At 50.0% G+C, this 15,800-nt stretch carries 17 protein-coding genes and 1 pseudogene; 5 read left to right on the plus strand and 13 right to left on the minus strand.

The annotated features are described in order from the left end of the window. Positions 1 to 240: 240 nt before the first annotated feature. Positions 241 to 522 (minus strand): hypothetical protein, encoded by a 282-nt coding sequence (locus tag KDK15_RS08805; RefSeq protein ID WP_257294984.1) that lies wholly within the window; start codon positions 520 to 522, stop codon positions 241 to 243. 387 nt (positions 523 to 909) lie between these two features. Here KDK15_RS08805 and KDK15_RS20995 point away from each other — a divergent pair, with 387 nt between their 5' ends. Then, positions 910 to 1,401, plus strand: coding sequence for a prepilin-type N-terminal cleavage/methylation domain-containing protein (locus KDK15_RS20995; protein WP_306800280.1), 492 nt, complete (start codon positions 910 to 912; stop codon positions 1,399 to 1,401). A 172-nt stretch (positions 1,402 to 1,573) separates the two neighbouring features. Here the strand turns inward: KDK15_RS20995 and KDK15_RS08815 are convergent, their stop codons facing one another. The 5 genes and pseudogenes from KDK15_RS08815 to KDK15_RS21215 form a co-directional block, all read right to left on the minus strand. Next, entirely contained in the window at positions 1,574 to 3,376 is a 1,803-nt protein-coding gene (locus KDK15_RS08815) for a hypothetical protein (protein WP_257294985.1), read from the minus strand. Between the two features lie 69 nt (positions 3,377 to 3,445). Further along, on the minus strand, positions 3,446 to 4,465 hold the full coding sequence (gene galE / locus KDK15_RS08820) for a UDP-glucose 4-epimerase GalE (RefSeq protein ID WP_257294997.1): 1,020 nt from the start codon (positions 4,463 to 4,465) through the stop codon (positions 3,446 to 3,448). A gap of 31 nt (positions 4,466 to 4,496) precedes the next feature. After that, positions 4,497 to 5,393: a carboxylating nicotinate-nucleotide diphosphorylase gene (nadC, locus tag KDK15_RS08825; RefSeq protein WP_257294986.1), complete on the minus strand. Its 897-nt coding sequence runs from the start codon at positions 5,391 to 5,393 to the stop codon at positions 4,497 to 4,499. A gap of 47 nt (positions 5,394 to 5,440) precedes the next feature. Beyond that, positions 5,441 to 5,893: a ketopantoate reductase C-terminal domain-containing protein gene (locus KDK15_RS08830; protein ID WP_257294987.1), complete on the minus strand. Its 453-nt coding sequence runs from the start codon at positions 5,891 to 5,893 to the stop codon at positions 5,441 to 5,443. 44 nt (positions 5,894 to 5,937) lie between these two features. Further along, a pseudogene (locus tag KDK15_RS21215) lies at positions 5,938 to 6,201 on the minus strand (2-dehydropantoate 2-reductase); the annotation flags it as partial. Positions 6,202 to 6,312: 111 nt separating this feature from the next. On the opposite strand from KDK15_RS21215, the gene KDK15_RS08835 reads away from it, so the two are divergent. The 3 genes from KDK15_RS08835 (at position 6,313) to KDK15_RS08845 (ending at position 8,886) form a co-directional block, all read left to right on the plus strand. Further along, positions 6,313 to 6,528, plus strand: a complete 216-nt coding sequence (locus KDK15_RS08835; RefSeq protein WP_101748417.1) for a dodecin — start codon at positions 6,313 to 6,315, stop codon at positions 6,526 to 6,528. 142 nt (positions 6,529 to 6,670) lie between these two features. Beyond that, positions 6,671 to 7,156, plus strand: coding sequence for a YajQ family cyclic di-GMP-binding protein (locus tag KDK15_RS08840; protein WP_257294988.1), 486 nt, complete (start codon positions 6,671 to 6,673; stop codon positions 7,154 to 7,156). 167 nt (positions 7,157 to 7,323) lie between these two features. Next, positions 7,324 to 8,886 carry an MFS transporter gene (locus tag KDK15_RS08845; RefSeq protein WP_257294989.1) on the plus strand — a complete coding sequence of 521 codons (1,563 nt, stop codon included), beginning with the start codon at positions 7,324 to 7,326 and terminating at the stop codon, positions 8,884 to 8,886. Positions 8,887 to 8,973: 87 nt separating this feature from the next. Here KDK15_RS08845 and KDK15_RS08850 read toward each other — a convergent pair whose 3' ends face one another. After that, positions 8,974 to 9,192: a hypothetical protein gene (locus KDK15_RS08850; protein ID WP_257294990.1), complete on the minus strand. Its 219-nt coding sequence runs from the start codon at positions 9,190 to 9,192 to the stop codon at positions 8,974 to 8,976. A 4-nt stretch (positions 9,193 to 9,196) separates the two neighbouring features. Continuing rightward, positions 9,197 to 9,511 carry an MGMT family protein gene (locus KDK15_RS08855; protein ID WP_257294991.1) on the minus strand — a complete coding sequence of 105 codons (315 nt, stop codon included), beginning with the start codon at positions 9,509 to 9,511 and terminating at the stop codon, positions 9,197 to 9,199. 243 nt (positions 9,512 to 9,754) lie between these two features. On the opposite strand from KDK15_RS08855, the gene KDK15_RS21220 reads away from it, so the two are divergent. Then, positions 9,755 to 9,895 (plus strand): hypothetical protein, encoded by a 141-nt coding sequence (locus tag KDK15_RS21220; RefSeq protein ID WP_373691354.1) that lies wholly within the window; start codon positions 9,755 to 9,757, stop codon positions 9,893 to 9,895. Here the strand turns inward: KDK15_RS21220 and KDK15_RS08860 are convergent. The 5 genes from KDK15_RS08860 to KDK15_RS08880 all read right to left on the minus strand — a co-directional run bounded on the left by KDK15_RS08860 (position 9,883) and on the right by KDK15_RS08880 (position 15,374). After that, on the minus strand, positions 9,883 to 10,179 hold the full coding sequence (locus tag KDK15_RS08860) for a hypothetical protein (RefSeq protein WP_257294992.1): 297 nt from the start codon (positions 10,177 to 10,179) through the stop codon (positions 9,883 to 9,885). The genes KDK15_RS21220 and KDK15_RS08860 overlap by 13 nt on opposite strands. A gap of 238 nt (positions 10,180 to 10,417) precedes the next feature. Beyond that, positions 10,418 to 10,711, minus strand: coding sequence for a GDCCVxC domain-containing (seleno)protein (locus tag KDK15_RS08865; protein ID WP_257294993.1), 294 nt, complete (start codon positions 10,709 to 10,711; stop codon positions 10,418 to 10,420). A 326-nt stretch (positions 10,712 to 11,037) separates the two neighbouring features. Further along, complete coding sequence (gene pta, locus KDK15_RS08870) at positions 11,038 to 13,128, minus strand: phosphate acetyltransferase (protein WP_257294994.1); 2,091 nt, start codon at positions 13,126 to 13,128, stop codon at positions 11,038 to 11,040. 81 nt (positions 13,129 to 13,209) lie between these two features. After that, positions 13,210 to 14,400 carry an acetate kinase gene (locus KDK15_RS08875; protein WP_257294995.1) on the minus strand — a complete coding sequence of 397 codons (1,191 nt, stop codon included), beginning with the start codon at positions 14,398 to 14,400 and terminating at the stop codon, positions 13,210 to 13,212. Positions 14,401 to 14,546: 146 nt separating this feature from the next. Then, the gene (locus KDK15_RS08880; protein ID WP_257294996.1) at positions 14,547 to 15,374 is read right to left on the minus strand and encodes a DUF805 domain-containing protein; all 828 of its coding nucleotides are present in this window, start codon (positions 15,372 to 15,374) and stop codon (positions 14,547 to 14,549) included. Positions 15,375 to 15,800: the final 426 nt, after the last annotated feature.

A 15,800-nucleotide genomic window follows, 5' to 3' on the forward strand; every position in this document is an offset into this window, starting at 1 on the left:
ACAGGCCAAGCCTAGCAGGGCTTGTTGCGTTCGTTGCTTTTTATTTCAACTGTTTGGTGTTGATGAGCAGGGTAGCAAAGCCATCAGAAACAAGCTTTGTTGACAGCAGCCCTTTAAAGTGAAAAGTTTCTTCACTTACAACGCTCATGCTCAACTTCATAAAGTAGCGTAAATGGTAACCCATCATTGCTGTTCAGCCAGTCGCTAAAACTGGAAAACCAGCCAACGTATTGATGACTTTTATAAACTGCCCAGCTCTTTCGTTAATAGCGGCTTGTAGGTTTCCCGGTGCTGACCAGTGGTGGTAATCCAGTGATCCCTGGTTCTGATAATCAGCGCAGACTCATTGATGGAGAGGCTGTTGATGCCCAGATTCGAGAAGTAGCTATCGACTTTCTGCTGATAAAAGAACTGCAGGCTGATAAAGCCAGTGATAAAAGCTGACAAAAGAATGATGGATGCGATACCAATCCGTGCAAGCAATGAGCCTAACTGGTTATTTACCAGGGTTTTATTTTGCATAGCCATGCCTGCTTTTTGAACCGTTCTTGAATAAACAACGTTATTACTTTGGCTATCGGACGAATGGCAAAAAAAAGTAGCTTAGCTGTCAAAAGAAGTGTGGCAGGAAGTATTGCTCGATAAGCGGTGTGGGCGGGTTCATTCTAAAAGAAGCCGGGTTTTGTGGTTTTATTATTCTAATCAACGGGCTATGTCGTATTGATGGTGAATTTGCTCTGCAGGCAAAATTACCTGCAGGATTTTGCTGCCATCGGGTTTGTGAGTGGGCAGCCTGCCACCATTGCTGAACTTAACTATGCTATTTAAAGAGCTGCAGGACGGTGCCGACAGATTGAGCAATGGACTTCAGCGTGCTGGCAAAGAAACTCATTGGTCGAGGAAAATATTATGAAGACAAGGATGTCGGAAATCCGTAAGTCGTCGGGTTTTACACTGATTGAATTGATGATCGTTGTGGCAATCATTGGTATTTTGGCATCGGTGGCGATTCCACAGTATCAAGCGTATACCAGGAACTCAACTGCTCAGGCCGCACTGAGTGAAGTGAAAGCATTTCAGACAGCTGTAGCGATTTGCGCACAGACAGCTACCATTCAAGCCTGTAAACCTGGTGAAGCTGGTAGTGGTGTACCCCCGGTTACGGGCACCAGAGTGTCCGTTGGTGCTTATATAGACAATACTTATGCAGAGCTGATAGTAACGCCGGCGAGTTCTTTTGGTACTCAAACTCTGATTTTCCGATCTGATGCTACCGGTGGTAACTGGCAGATGTCGTGCCAAAATGGTGGAGATACAACGGCAAATAATCTTTGTGGTACAGATGCCGTCGCGAAGTCCAAGCAGTGGAGCGGTAAATCTGATGGTAGTTTTGGAGATTAACGCTTGCCTCGTTGCTTCGTTCCCACGCTCTGCTTGGGAACGCCTGACCAGGCAGTCGTCGGCCCCACACATCGCTTCGTTCCCATGCTCTGCGTGGGAATGCCAACCCCAAACATCAGGAACTCCCGCTCTCAAACAATCCCCAAGGCTTGAAAGCAATTCACCACAAACTCTACAAAAACAATGGCTGAACATTCGGCCAGCTCCGGTATGCATTCCCACGCAGAGCATGGGAACGAGACTCTTGGGGGGAGACTGTGCTTTTACCCGGTTTCCCGACTACCAGGCCATCCAGAAACTCAATCAACTCTCTAACTTCCTTCCTGTTCACATAGTCCTGTAAATCCTCCATCCGTTTACTGCCAATCGTTGGGCACTTATCTGAAATCTGCCGGGATAACAATCCTCGTAAATCCGTTATACACCCAGCCAACTTGCGGGCATTGCTTTTTCCGATGTCTGGAATGCTCAGCGCACGGATCTGTTGCTCCAGGCTTTTTGGCCGTCGAATGGATTCGAGGTATTGTTGGATTTCCTGCGGATACATACCTGCCAATTGTAGTGAATGAGGTGTCAGTTGCAGAATATCCACCAGTGTCTGGATTGTTCCCGTTTGAACCCATTGATGAATAACAGGCTTGCTGATCGCTGCAAGATCAAGCCCCTGTTTACCGGTTAGCCATATCAGGCGGGCGACAAATTGTTTTTCACAGCCTGGCGCAATGGTGAGACAGGTAAAGGGGGTATAGCGGCTTGTATCAGGGAGTTCCGGGATTACTCTGTTTGCAGGGCGAAACAGTACCTTACCAAAGACTGGTATGGCATTCCCTTTGAGTTTGATACTGATTCGATCCCCCACGGCAAGCCCTTTCTTTTCCAGATTTTGAATACTCCCCAGTGAAAGGGTTGAGATGGTTCTGTTTTTAAGTGTCACAGGTTCAATATGAATCACGGGTGTGATATTGCCGGTTCGCCCAATGGTAAATTCAATCGCCTGCACTGCTGATGTTGTGGTTGCTGGTGGAAACTTCCATGCTATGGCCCAGGCAGGTGTATTGCCTGTCCAGCCCAGCTGCTTTTTGAATGTTTTGCTGTCGGCCTTAATCACAATTCCATCCATCAAAAATATGGGCTTTTTGAGGGCTGCGTAGTGCTCAACAAGATGGTGTTTGATTTCAGGGTAGGATGTCGTTCTGTGGGTATGCTCCAGGGTCAGAGGAAAGCCTATGCCCGCTAAAGCTGTTATTGACTGTAAACCGCTATTAAAAGGGCTGTTAACCCACTGCCATGGGAAAAAATCAAAGGCTTTTACGGCCTCCGCTTCTGGATCAGACCGATTGAGCTGACCGGCAACCAGGTGTCGGGCACTGGCATACTGCTCAAGAATTGATGGAGAAATAATATCAAGCCGTGCAAATAGCTCGCCATGAAGAACGAGTTGGTTTTTTTCATCATTACTCAGTGTTTCAGGGATCAGTGGCATTTGCCGGATATGATGGAGGATATCGACTCCAACCTCGCCATTTCCCCGGGTGGAAGCCTGGATTAACAGTCCGTTTTTATAGACCAGCTCCACTGCAACCCCATCAATCTTCGGTTGTACCAAAACTCCACTGCCAGATATTTGCTGCAAAAAGCTTTTTACTTCTTCTTCAGACTGCGCTTTCTTCAAACTGCCCATTGGAGCCTGATGGTGAATCGTGTATTTATTGTGAGGTGCTTGGGGAAGGGATTTCTCTGTTGCGATGGAAGGAAAGCATGCTTGCCAGTATTTCAGCCTGGCAACCAGGGCGTCGTATTCACCATCGCTGATGATTGGGTTGTTCTGGTTGAAGTACAAATCATCATGGTAAGCCACTTCATCCGATAGCCTGCTGATTTGCTCAGTTGCTTCTCCTTGATCCCACTGGGGGCAGTCATCTGCCCAGGCTGGTAGAAGAAAGGCTATCCACAGGAGTGATATTATTTTTTTCATGCTTCGATTAAAGCATGAAAAGGCCGGTGGTTCCCTTCTTTAATAGCTTTTCAGTAACCCCAAAGATGGTTAACTCTGATAGCCGTTTGGATTCGCCGACTGCCAGCGCCAGCTATCAGAGACCATATCTTCCAATCCTTTTTCCGCTTTCCAGCCCAGTTCACTCAGGGCTTTGTCCGGATTGGCATAACAGGCGGCAATATCACCGGAGCGTCTTGGGGCAATCTGGTAAGGCACTGGCTGTTGCGATGCCTGTTCAAAAGCGGCGACCATTTCCAGCACGCTGTAGCCTGTACCAACTCCCAGGTTCCAGGCATGAATACCCTCGGTTTTCTGCAGCTTCTCGATAGCACGCACATGGCCCAGAGAGAGGTCAACCACATGGATATAGTCCCTGACTCCGGTTCCGTCATGGGTTGGGTAGTCGTTACCGAAGACACTGAGCTTGTCCAGCTTACCGATGGCAACCTGGGCGATATAAGGCATCAGGTTGTTGGGAATATCATTCGGGTCTTCACCGATTCTACCGGAAGGGTGTGCGCCGACCGGGTTGAAGTAGCGCAGCAATGCGATTCGCCAGCTATTGTCTGACACATGAAGGTCCTGAAGGATTTCTTCGATCATCAACTTTGAGCGGCCATAGGGGTTGGTTGCCGAGGTCGGGAAGTCCTCGCTGATGGGTAGGCTGGCAGGGTCACCATACACCGTGGCAGAAGAGCTGAACACCAGCGTTTTCACGTTGGCCTGCTTCATCGCTTCCAGCAACACCAGTGTTCCGTGCACATTGTTATCGTAGTAAGCCAGGGGCATGGAGACAGATTCGCCAACGGCTTTCAGACCGGCAAAATGGATAACAGAGGATATCTCATTGTTGCTGAGCAGCGAGTTCAGCAGTGTATGGTCACGAATATCTCCCTTCACAAACTCCAGTGTCTTGCCGGTGATCTCCTGAACCCGCTTCAGGGATTCCTCACTGCTGTTACTGAGATTGTCCAAAACAATGATTTCATAACCATCGTTAAGGAGTTCGACGCAGGTATGGCTGCCAATATAGCCAGCGCCACCGGTTACCAGAATTTTTTTGTTCATTGTGTTGTTGCTCAAGGCTGCCTCCGTGTGATTAAAGCTGCTCAACGATCCGCATGGACAGATCCACAGACTGGCAGTCTTTGGTTAGTGTGCCAATAGAGATAAAGTCGACCCCGGTTTCGGCAATGGGCAACAGCGTCTGATCATTAATACCACCGGACGCTTCCAGTTTTGGGGCTGTTCCGGGCAGTTCCCGGTTCAGGCGAACGGTTTCGGCCAGCTGAGCCAGCGGGAAGTTATCGAGCATGATGATATCTGCTCCAGCCTCCCTGGCAATATTGAACTCTTCCATGCTTTCCACTTCGATCTCTACTGGTTTTCCGGGAGCGATTTCGTGAGCCCTGGCGACCGCCCGGGCAATGCCACCACAGGCAGCAATATGGTTTTCCTTGATTAAAAAAGCATCAAAGAGTCCGATTCGGTGGTTGTGGCAGCCTCCGGCAGAGACGGCGTATTTCTGGGCAACCCTCAGGCCTGGCAGGGTCTTGCGGGTATCCAGCAATATGACGCCGGTACTACTGACCAGACTAGCATAGCGCTGGCAGCGGGTTGCGGTGCCGGAGAGGGTCTGCAGGAAATTCATCGCGGCCCTTTCGCCGGTCAGAAGGCTGCTGGCAGAACCTTTCAGAACCACCAGCACCTGGTTCGGCTCAACCCGTTCACCTTCCTTTATATGCCACTCCAGCTGGACATTGGGATCAATCTGATGAAAGACCTGGTCAAACCAGGGGCGTCCGCAGATGACGGCAGGATCGCGGCAGATGATTCTGGCCACAGACTGCCGGGTTTTTGGAATCAGGGCAGCGGTAATGTCTCCGGAGCCTATATCTTCAGTCAATGCCTGACGAACATTGGCTGCTACGGCACCGTGTATCTGGTCTCGCAGAACCGGGCTCAGGTTTTCAGGCAGTGTATAGGATACTTTCATGGTCATTCCGGAGGTTACAGGCTTGGTCGTGGTATTTTTGGCGAGGATTATATACCCAAAGGAGAAGCAGTTGCAGGCTGCCCTGTTTTGACGCCTGCAGCGCTTGGCTGATCCATCAGTTGGTGATGGCCGTTGACGGTGGCTCCCAGGGGATTGGCCTGTTGGATCTGAAAACCATTGATAAAGGAGAGCTCCGTGGCTCTTCCCCTGCGTGCATCCTGACAGGTTGATAACAGGTTGCTGGCGGTGATCTGGCAGACACCATACACGCTGTCTTTAAGTGCGGTGGCAGGCATCCCCAGCGCAGCCAGAACGCCGCTGGTCTCGACAATTAATTGATCCAGCCAGACCTGATTTTCGCCATTATCCAGCAGCTCGCCATTGCGGCAGTTGAACCATGCGGTGAGGCCGTTGATACAGCTGTTAATGGCCAGCTTCTCCCATAACTTCTGCTCAAAATGGCATCGAACTGACTGACCTTTAATCTGAAATTGTCGCAAAGGTCATTAAAGCCCTGTTCGCATTGATGACCCCTGAGGGGGCCAATCCAGTTTTGCCCCTGGCCAGCGTGGCATACCTCAAAAGGGGCTGACAGGTAAGCGCCATCGTTACTTGAGCCTGCCCAAATCGTTTGCGTTGGCAAAGCATCCCTGATGATCTGCTGGCTCCCCATACCATTCTGTAGCAACAGTATCCGGCAGTTGTCCGCCAGATGTGGCTTTACGCTGTTCAGTGCGGACAGTGAGTCCTGCGCCTTGGTACAGACAATTAGCCGGTTGGTTGGGCTGTGGATCGTTTCATTGTGCATGAATGTCTAAAGTCTATCAGAGGATGAAGATACGCCGAGTCTACCATTTGCTGCCTATACTCAAACAGCTGGTGTTTTACAGCTTTTTTAAACAAGATTGGGAGATAGACAATGAGCCATACCTATAAAATGACTGAACTGGTTGGTAGTTCAACGGTCAGTAGTGATGATGCTATTCAAAATGCCATTGCCGCTGCTGGCATGACCCTAGAGCATATGGGCTGGTTTGAAGTGGTGGAGCAGCGTGGCCATATCGAGGATGGCAAAATTGCCCACTGGCAGGTGACGGTAAAAATTGGCTTCAGGCTTAAGGGCAAAGATCAGTAGTTGCCGTCAACAGACCCTGATTCTGCGTATTCACCTGAACCTTGTCACTGGTGTATTGATTTTCTCCATGGTCTTTCCAATACAATCATGGATACAATAGTTGTTAATTGTTTCTTTCGATTTCTCAAGGAGATCATTCGCTATGCCTTCATTCGACATTGTCTCTGAAGTGGATATGCATGAGCTGGCCAACGCTGTCGACCAGGCAAACCGTGAACTGACTACCCGCTTTGACTTTCGGGGTGTTGATGCCAGCTTTGAGAAAAGTGGTGACAAACAGATCGTTCTGACCACCGATGCCGACTTTCAGCTGGTTCAAATGGTAGAAATGTTGAAAACCAGAATGGTCAAACGGGGGATTGATGTTAAATGCCTTGAAGTAAAGGACCACTACGGTTCTGGAAAACAGGTCAAGCAGGAAGTGGTGGTTCGCCAGGGGCTGGATAAGGATGTATCCAAAAAAATCGTGAAAATGATCAAGGATGCCAAGCTTAAAGTGCAGGCCGCCATCCAGGGTGATCAGGTTCGGGTGACCGGCAAGAAAAGGGACGATTTGCAGACCGTGATTGCCTTTTTGCGGGAAGCCGATCTGGACATGCCGCTGCAGTACAATAATTTCAGAGATTGATTGACCGTTTGTGACACAGAATATGCGGTACTGAAAACCGTTTTCATTGAATGGTGAAAACGGTTTTTTATTTCTCGGCTAAGCTGATATCTTCTTTTTTGAAATAGAACTTTTATTACAACAAGCATGGCGCTGTAAATTTTTACAATGGCGATGGAGCATATTGCATGGGGCTGGCAGCAGATTCTTCCAGGAACTGGGGTGACGCTTGTAAAAGCTTTTTTAACCGTCGGGTGATTACACTTCTTTTTCTCGGGTTTTCAGCAGGCCTGCCCATTCTGTTGATTTTCAGCAGCCTTTCCCTCTGGCTTCGTGAGGCGGGGGTAGAGCGCAGTGCCGTCACTTTTTTCAGCTGGGCAGCGTTGGGTTATTCCTTCAAGTTTGTCTGGGCACCGCTGGTTGACCGCATTCCATTGCCGGTTTTGCACGGTCTGCTTGGGCGTCGCCGGTCATGGTTATTATTATCCCAGGCCTCGGTTATTGCCGCACTGTTGTTTATGGCAGCTCACAACCCTGCTGAAGGTCTGTTCTGGATAGCCAGTGGTGCGGTGATGCTTGGCTTTTCCTCGGCCACACAGGATATCGTTATTGATGCCTATCGAATAGAAGCTGCAGATGATGACCTGCAGGCCATGATGTCCTCTGCTTACATTGCCGGGTATCGAGTGGGTATGCTGGTGGCCGGGGCTGGTACACTGGCGCTGGCCAGTTGGTTTACCATGACGGAGGAAGGCAATTACGACTATCTGGCCTGGGCCTGGGCCTATCGCTGTATGGCCGTGTTTATGCTGATTGGGGTTGTTACCACCCTGTTGGTTGCTGAGCCCGATATTGATCGTACTTTCGAGTCGGTGCACAGTACCGTTGATTATCTTCGCTTTCTGTTGCTTTTTGCCCTGGCGGCAACCGTATTTGTTATCTCTTTTACTCAGCTGGCTGATGCTTTTGGTGCCCTGAAAACCTTTTTGGGGGATACCGGGTTGTCTACGCCCATCGCTGGTTTTCTGGCCGGTGCAGGGCGATTTGCAAGTAGTGTAGCTGCCGCAGGGGTTACCGCCTGGTTGCTGGTGAAAGCTCATCTTGCACCCAGAGAAATGGTGAAAGAAACTTACGTCGCACCCTTTGCCGACTTCTTTGAGCGTTATGGCAAAGTGGCTATCTATATATTGCTATTGGTCGGGACCTACCGTATCGCTGATGTAGTTATGGGTACTATATCCAATGTGTTCTACAACGATATGGGTTATACCAAAGAGCAAATCGCCACCATTACCAAAACCTTTGGCCTGATCATGACCATTGCCGGTGGCTTTTTGGGCGGAGTATTGGCCATTCGTTTTGGTGTGTTGCGAATTCTCTGGGTAGGGGCATTGCTGGCGGCACTGTCTAACGTGCTGTTTGCGTTTCTGGCCAATCTTGAACCATCCAGCCTCTATTTAAGCCTGGTGATTGCGGCAGATAATCTCAGTGGTGGCATGTCGTCAGCCGCGTTTATTGCCTTTTTATCCAGCCTGACCAACCGGGCCTTTACGGCCGTGCAGTATGCTATTTTCAGCTCGCTGATGACGTTGCTGCCTAAGCTGTTGGCAGGTTATTCAGGCACCTTTGTGGATACCCTGGACTATCCGGTATTCTTTATTGGTTCAGCGCTGCTGGGGCTGCCGGTTATATGGCTGGTGACGTATGTAGGGCGGTTGCTGGAACGTCATCAGGCGGGGAGCAGTCACTAATGGCTGTTTTCTGAAAAGAATAGCCATTCTTGCGGAAGAAATTCAGAGTGTGTTGCAAAATGCTTTTCAACCTTTTGCAACATCATGTTAATGGGTTTCAGCAGGCTTGTCGTTTGATGTGTCCATGAGTTCGGCAATCAGTCTCTGCCGCCAAAACTCCCGGGTTCCGTCGTTGGGTAGCTTGTTCAGTGTATCCTGACAGATATGAACCATCGCCATGAGAATATTCTCTTCCGGGTAATTCAGATTTTCCAGTTGACGAATAATTTCGACGGCCAGGGCAATATCTTCCGATGCTCTATCCATGTATTTACTCTCCATGCCATTGATGCGCTTTCAGGTTGATTTTTCCGGATGAGATTGTCACTCCCTCCTGTTCCAAACGCCGTCTTTGCAGGCTGTATCGACTCGACCCATCAGGGAATGAAATCTGACCTTTGCCGTTAATGACCCGGTGCCAGGGAAGGTCGGTCCCTGCAGGCAGCTGTTTCAGGATATTGCCCACCACACGTGCATAACCGGGAGCCCCTGCCATATCTGCCAGTTGGCCATAGGTTACCACACAGCCTTTCGGAATCCTGCTGATCAGGTACCATATTTCCGAAGGTGTAAAAGGGGCAGTCAACGTTGGCTCTCCACGATAATCTCCATGACCAGATCGACCATAAACAACAGATGTCAGGATATTTGAAAAGTATGGAATGGGAAAGGAATATTAAGGGGCTTTCTGAGAATAGCGCACCAGCTCGTGATCGGTTAATGACATGGGCTGATACCGTCTGGATGAACACGAATCATTAATAACAGGGATTATTTTGCCAATAACAGAACGTTCTTCCGGCTAAAACAGTCGACGACACTGGTTAATATCAATCAGGCAGTAAAAGTTGGACTGACCGATCGCATTATATTGAATCTGACGTATATTGTTGATTACGACAGTAACCCGGTTGATAAGCCCCGGAAGGTCGGCGGTCGAATCAAAATGGGGATTGGTTACCAATGGTGAGGTCCGGGGCGCTGCAAATGGGTGCATACTGGCAGGCGTCCTCTTATTGGCATAAAAAAACGGGTTCTTATCAGGCATCGCCGGAATGGGTATTGCCTTGAGGATGGGAAAGCCGGTTTCTGTTGCTCAAGCTGCTGAGTAAGTTGCTTTTCTTCGCGTTGTTCCTGCAAAGCACGCATAGTGGTTTCCAGCCAGTTGGCTGCACGATAGAGCAGCGAATGTCTGGTTAAATTGTCAGAGTGTTGATGTTCTAGGGGAAAAATCAGGGTTTTTCTGACTTTCATTGCTACTGGGTACTTTTTCAGAATTACTTCTGTTAATAGCGGCAGTAGGGTGCTTTGATTGATGACAGATTACGGTTTTTTTGCCCTCTCGCCTTTTGACGATGTCAATGAACAGATACACCAGGCGGGCTCCCGAAAGTAAAGAGGTGCTGCCTTTAAAGGAAGCAGACACTTCAGAACCTCGGGCTGGTAAAAGACAGGATTGTCAACCGGACATAGCCTTATCGGGCTATCGGGGTCATAGACCAGAAGCAGAGATACTTTCAGCCACTTCTTCACAGAGGGGCGTCATTTCAGCGTAGGCTTTTCTATCCCGTTGTGATGTTGGGCATGGTTGATTTCCGTGTGAACAGAAAACGCAGCAATCGCCTTCTTGTGGGGTAATCAATTTCTGGCAGTTTTTGCATTCGTAAAGGTAAACACAGGCATCCTGAGGCATGGTTTCAACAGCATGGTGCATACAGTCCGGGCAGGTGATGATGGACGTAGATGCAAGATTTTTTGTACTTAAGGTATAGTTTTTAGTGGACATACTCTTTCTCCTGGCACTTCTTGTGCCGTTCGTTGCATTTTTCTCTTCAGGCATAGGATAGAGTTATCGGCCTCCCTGTTGGTTTATTGACAATGAATGCTTAAATCATGGGGCACTGTCGTTTTTTAAGCACAAATACGTCACAGAAGCACCTCTTTTCAAACTACCCTGTCTGACTCATAAACTTTGTATGAACTAAAAAGGTCCGCATGAATCAGGCCAGTTTCAGTTAGTGAAAGCATAAAATAGGAATGTGACAGTTGACTGACAGCCATAAAAAAAGCGGACATTTCTGTCCGGTTTTGTACGAGAGCAATTAAACGATCTTAGTCGTTTTCAGCCTGAATAGCGGTCAGGGCAATGGTGTAAACGATATCGTCTACCAGTGCACCACGGGAAAGGTCATTAACTGGCTTGTTAAGACCCTGAAGCATTGGACCGACACTGATAACGTCGGCACTGCGCTGTACCGCTTTGTAGGTAGTGTTACCTGTGTTCAGATCCGGGAAGATAAACACAGTCGCACGACCCGCGACGTTACTGCCGGGAGCCTTGCTCCGGGCTACCGACTCAACGGATGCGGCATCGTACTGCAGAGGGCCATCGATAATCAGGTCCGGGCGTCTGGCTTTAACGATTTCAGTTGCTTCGCGCACTTTCTCGACATCGGCACCGATGCCAGAGGTTCCGGTGCTGTAACTGATCATCGCAATACGTGGCTCAATACCGAACGCAGTGGCTGAGTCAGCACTCTGAATGGCGATATTGGCCAGTTGTTCTGCATCCGGGTTTGGATTAACGGCACAGTCGCCGTATACCAGAACCTGGTCAGGCAATAGCATGAAGAAGACGGAAGAAACCAGGCCACCAGCATCTTTCTTCGTCTTGACCAGCTGGAATGCCGGACGGATGGTGTTGGCGGTGGTGTGTACTGCACCAGAAACCAGACCGTCTACCTCGTTCAGAGCCAGCATCATGGTACCGAGGACTACCGTATCTTCCAGCTGAGCTTCTGCCATCGGGGCGGTTAGGCCTTTGTTTTTACGTAGCTCGACCATCGGGTCAATATAACGGGCGCGGATGCTCTCAGGTTCCATGATGACCAGGCCATCCGGCAGCGTGATGCCGTTGTCTTTAGCGACCTGTTCAATAACGCTGCGCTGCCCGAGAAGGATACATTGGGCGATACCACGCTCCTGACAGATAACGGCGGCCTGAATAGTGCGTGGCTCGTCGCCTTCTGGCAGAACGATACGCTTATTGGCCCCCTGGGCTCTCTGAACCAGCTGGTAACGAAAGGCAGGAGGGGAGAGTCTGCGCTCTGCCAGGGCAGAGCATTGTTGTTTCAGCCACTCGGTGTTCAGGTTGGCAGCGATGGTATCCATAACCATTTCAACACGAGCAGTGTCGTCAACTGGCAGTTCGTTATGGCGGCGATCCAGCATGGTTGCCGTGGTGTAAGAGTCTTCCCCGCTCAGCATCACAGGAAGACCTGTACCGATGGCCTTACTGCACAGTTCCATCACGGATTTGGATGGTGTGATATCACTGGTCAGCAGAAGACCTGCCAGAGGAACACCGTTCAGGGCCGCCATACAGGTGGCCAGAATGATGTCATCACGGTCGCCCGGAGTAATCACCAGATTACCTGGCTTCAGGTGATGAATCATATTGGTTGGTGTTCTGGCGCTCAGAGTGTAGGAAGTCACCCGACGGGTAGCCATCTCACCATCATTAATTATTTCTGCTTTCAGGTGTTCGGCAATATCCATGGTTCTTGGTGAAGCCAGGTTATTGTCAAACGGAATATAGCCCAGGGGTTGGAATGGCTTGCGGGCAAATTCTGGCAGGCTCTGGAAATGGCCTTCTTTGTTCAGACGGGCAACCACTTCCGGCGTCAGTTTATTCAGGGCATAGCCGACAACATTCGGGTTCTTGATACCACCAAAGCTGTCTGCGGCGATTTCCAGTTTGTCGGCCAGGTCTTCCAGAGAGTCATTGCCAGGCTCAGACACCAGGATGATGTCAGCATTAATAGTTTTGGCGATGTTGCTGTTCAGGCGATTGGCGTAGGGCATTTCCCGGGTCGGAACCAGACCTTCTACGACCATCACGTCACAGTCCTGAGAAACCTGCTCAAACAGGGCTACGATCTCTTCCATCAGGACGTCGCCCTTGTTATCACCCAACAGATCTTCAGCGCGATGTGAGGCAATGGGGGTAGGTGGCTCATGGTCCATGATACGCTGAACCAGTTTGGTTGAACGCTCTGGTCCAGTGTCGCCTACATGCAGTTGGGCAATAGGTTTGAAGAACTTGACTCTGAGACCGAGATTATCGAGCGCTCGAACCAACCCCAGGGTGACGGAGGTCAGGCCAACACCGTAACGTGTTGGCACCAGGAAAAATGTACGCATATCCGGACAAATCCTTCTCATGAAATACTGATATAAAAACAGGAGGTGGAACCTCCTGTTGCTTACATCCAGATAACCAGTTTAGTCAGCAATCAGCGCTTCGGTATCACGGGCAATCATCAGTTCTTCATTGGTAGCGACAACCATTGCTAGGGTTGAACCGGGCCTGGTGATGACACCGCTCTTGCCGCGGAAGGTCTCTTCATTGGCTTGTTCATCAATCTCAAAGCCGAAGATGGACAGACGCTCCAGTACATTTTTACGGATCATGATGGAGTTCTCACCGATACCGCCGGTGAAGACCAGGGCATCAATGCGGCCCAGTTCAGCGGCAAAACCGGCGAGTTTCTTGGCCAGAACGTGGCAGAATATGTCCAGGGTGAGCCGGGCACGTTCATGACCTTCTGCAGCGGCATTTTCAAGAACACGGCAATCGTTGTCCAATCCGGACAGACCCAGCATACCGGATTTTTTGTTCAGGAGGTCGATGATCTCTTCCAGGGAGTAGCCGCATTGCTTGTTCAGGAAGCTGAATACGTTCGGGTCAATATCACCGGAACGGGTACCCATCACCAGCCCTTCCAGGGGTGTCAGGCCCATGGTGGTGTCAACGGATTTGCCGTTTTTGACCGCACAGGCACTGGCACCGTTACCCAGGTGTGCAACCAGGATAGCGCTGTTGTCCAGGTCCAGATCCAGCATGTCGGCAGCTGTTTTGCTGACATAACGGTAGCTGGTACCGTGCATGCCATAACGACGCAGACCGTGCTCTTGATACAGGTTGTAAGGAACCGCGTACAGATAGCTTTCTGCAGGCATGGTCTGGTGGAATGCTGTGTCAAACACTACCGACTGTGGCAGATCCGGGAAGTGTTTTATGCAGGCACGGATACCCAGCAGGTGAGCAGAGTTGTGCAAAGGTGCCAGGTGGCTGCAGTCTTCGATGCCCTTGATCACTTCGTCAGTGATCAGGGTGGATGTGGTGAACTTCTCACCACCGTGAACAATACGGTGACCGATGGCTTCAATGTGTTCCATCAGGTTGTTATCACGGAGAATGCCCACCAGTGCTTCGATAGCCCCTTCGTGGCCAGCTGCGCCAAGATTCAGGGTTTGCTTCTCACCGTTCAGTTTCCAGGTGATGGAGGCTTCGTTGCCCACGAGGCACTCGGCGATGCCACTGATGCTTTCCTCTTCGGTTTTCGGGTTGATTACTGCGAACTTCAGGGAAGAACTGCCACAGTTGATAACCAGAACGCTGTCTTTGCTCATAGAATCTATTACCAGTGAAGATGACCGTGCATGGTTGGTATAAAGTAGAGAGGCGGTATGAAAATATTATAACCATTGACCTGTGTCAGTGGACTGCGTATTGATGCGTATATCGTAACAAGGCTGTGGTTAATTGTTCACCAGCGTCAGAGGTTTTCTTCCAGTGCTGGAAGAACCAGCTGATCGATTATTTCCGGAACATTGGCGACCAGCTGCTGCAGCTCATTCTGGTAAAGCCAGCCATAGGTCCCTGCGGTAACCAGGGTCAATAATGGAATCCACAGGCCAAAAACCTGTGCGATTGTCCCGGCAGAATGGGGGGGTGGGCCAAATCGGTTGGTATCCGGGGTGCCTGAAGAAAAGACCAGCCATAACAAAAACAGAAGGTTGATCCCCGGGATAACTAACACAAGGCTCTGCCAGCCACTGTGATCAAAATCATGAAGCCTTCTGGCTGCCACGGTCAGCATAAAGAGGCAGGTAATAGTGGTCAAGCCCAGTGTCAGATGCAGTGACTCCAAAGGTGGGTAGAAAGGTGTCAGGTGGGTGGTTAAAAGCCCCGGAACCCACCAGGTGCAGACGCCCAGCAGCACAATTATCCAGAGGGAGGCCAGAAATCGTACTCTTCCCATTCTGGGGAGCAGTTGAAACTTACCGGATGATCCGGATGGTTTGGCCAGTGGCTTCTGATCCTGCTCTGGAATGGCTTCCGGTGGCGTTGGGGGGAGTTCTTCATTACTGGCCATAGAGATAATCCGGCAATGGGCTCCAGCCTTCATCATGGCTATTTCATAAGGACGGATTTCACTGGCGGTGAGATTCTTGCGAATAATGATCGGCTTTCCTGAGAAAAGACGCTTCAGTTCTGCTTTGTCTGCATTCAGGAGCTCTTTCAGGTTTTTTCGGACCTTTCTTTCCTTAAAGCCCGGCAGTATTTCTCCCTCGAAAATCAGTTTATAGAATGATTCATCCATGGTGGCCTGTCCTGAAATATGTCCTGAGACAGGTTATCGGCGGGCATGGTGTAGACTGAGGCTTTTTTGCTGTTAACCACAGAGAGCATAAAAATCGCAAAGGAGCAGCTTTTCCTCAAGGATTTGCACCACATTCCCACGGTCCCGGGGTTGTCGCGAAACCCATAAAAGGGTCTCACCGCGTAGGTCGGTTCCTAAAGGAACCGACGCCCGAACCAACCGCCATGCACCATGATCTCTGAGTTTTTTGGGGGATGGCGGTGGGGCCACGAGTCGGCTCCCATGGGAACCGACCTACTTCGGTGAGCGTTCTACAGGCTTTCTCGACAACCTAAGAGCGAGGGTCTGCGTTGGATGGGTATGCTTTTCTGCACTAGGAGGCTGTCCGAGAATAGTCTGCCCTACGCGGCAACTGCTCCTGCGTTG

This window comes from Endozoicomonas sp. YOMI1 (assembly GCF_024606345.1).
Classification (GTDB): Bacteria; Pseudomonadota; Gammaproteobacteria; order Pseudomonadales; family Endozoicomonadaceae; genus Endozoicomonas.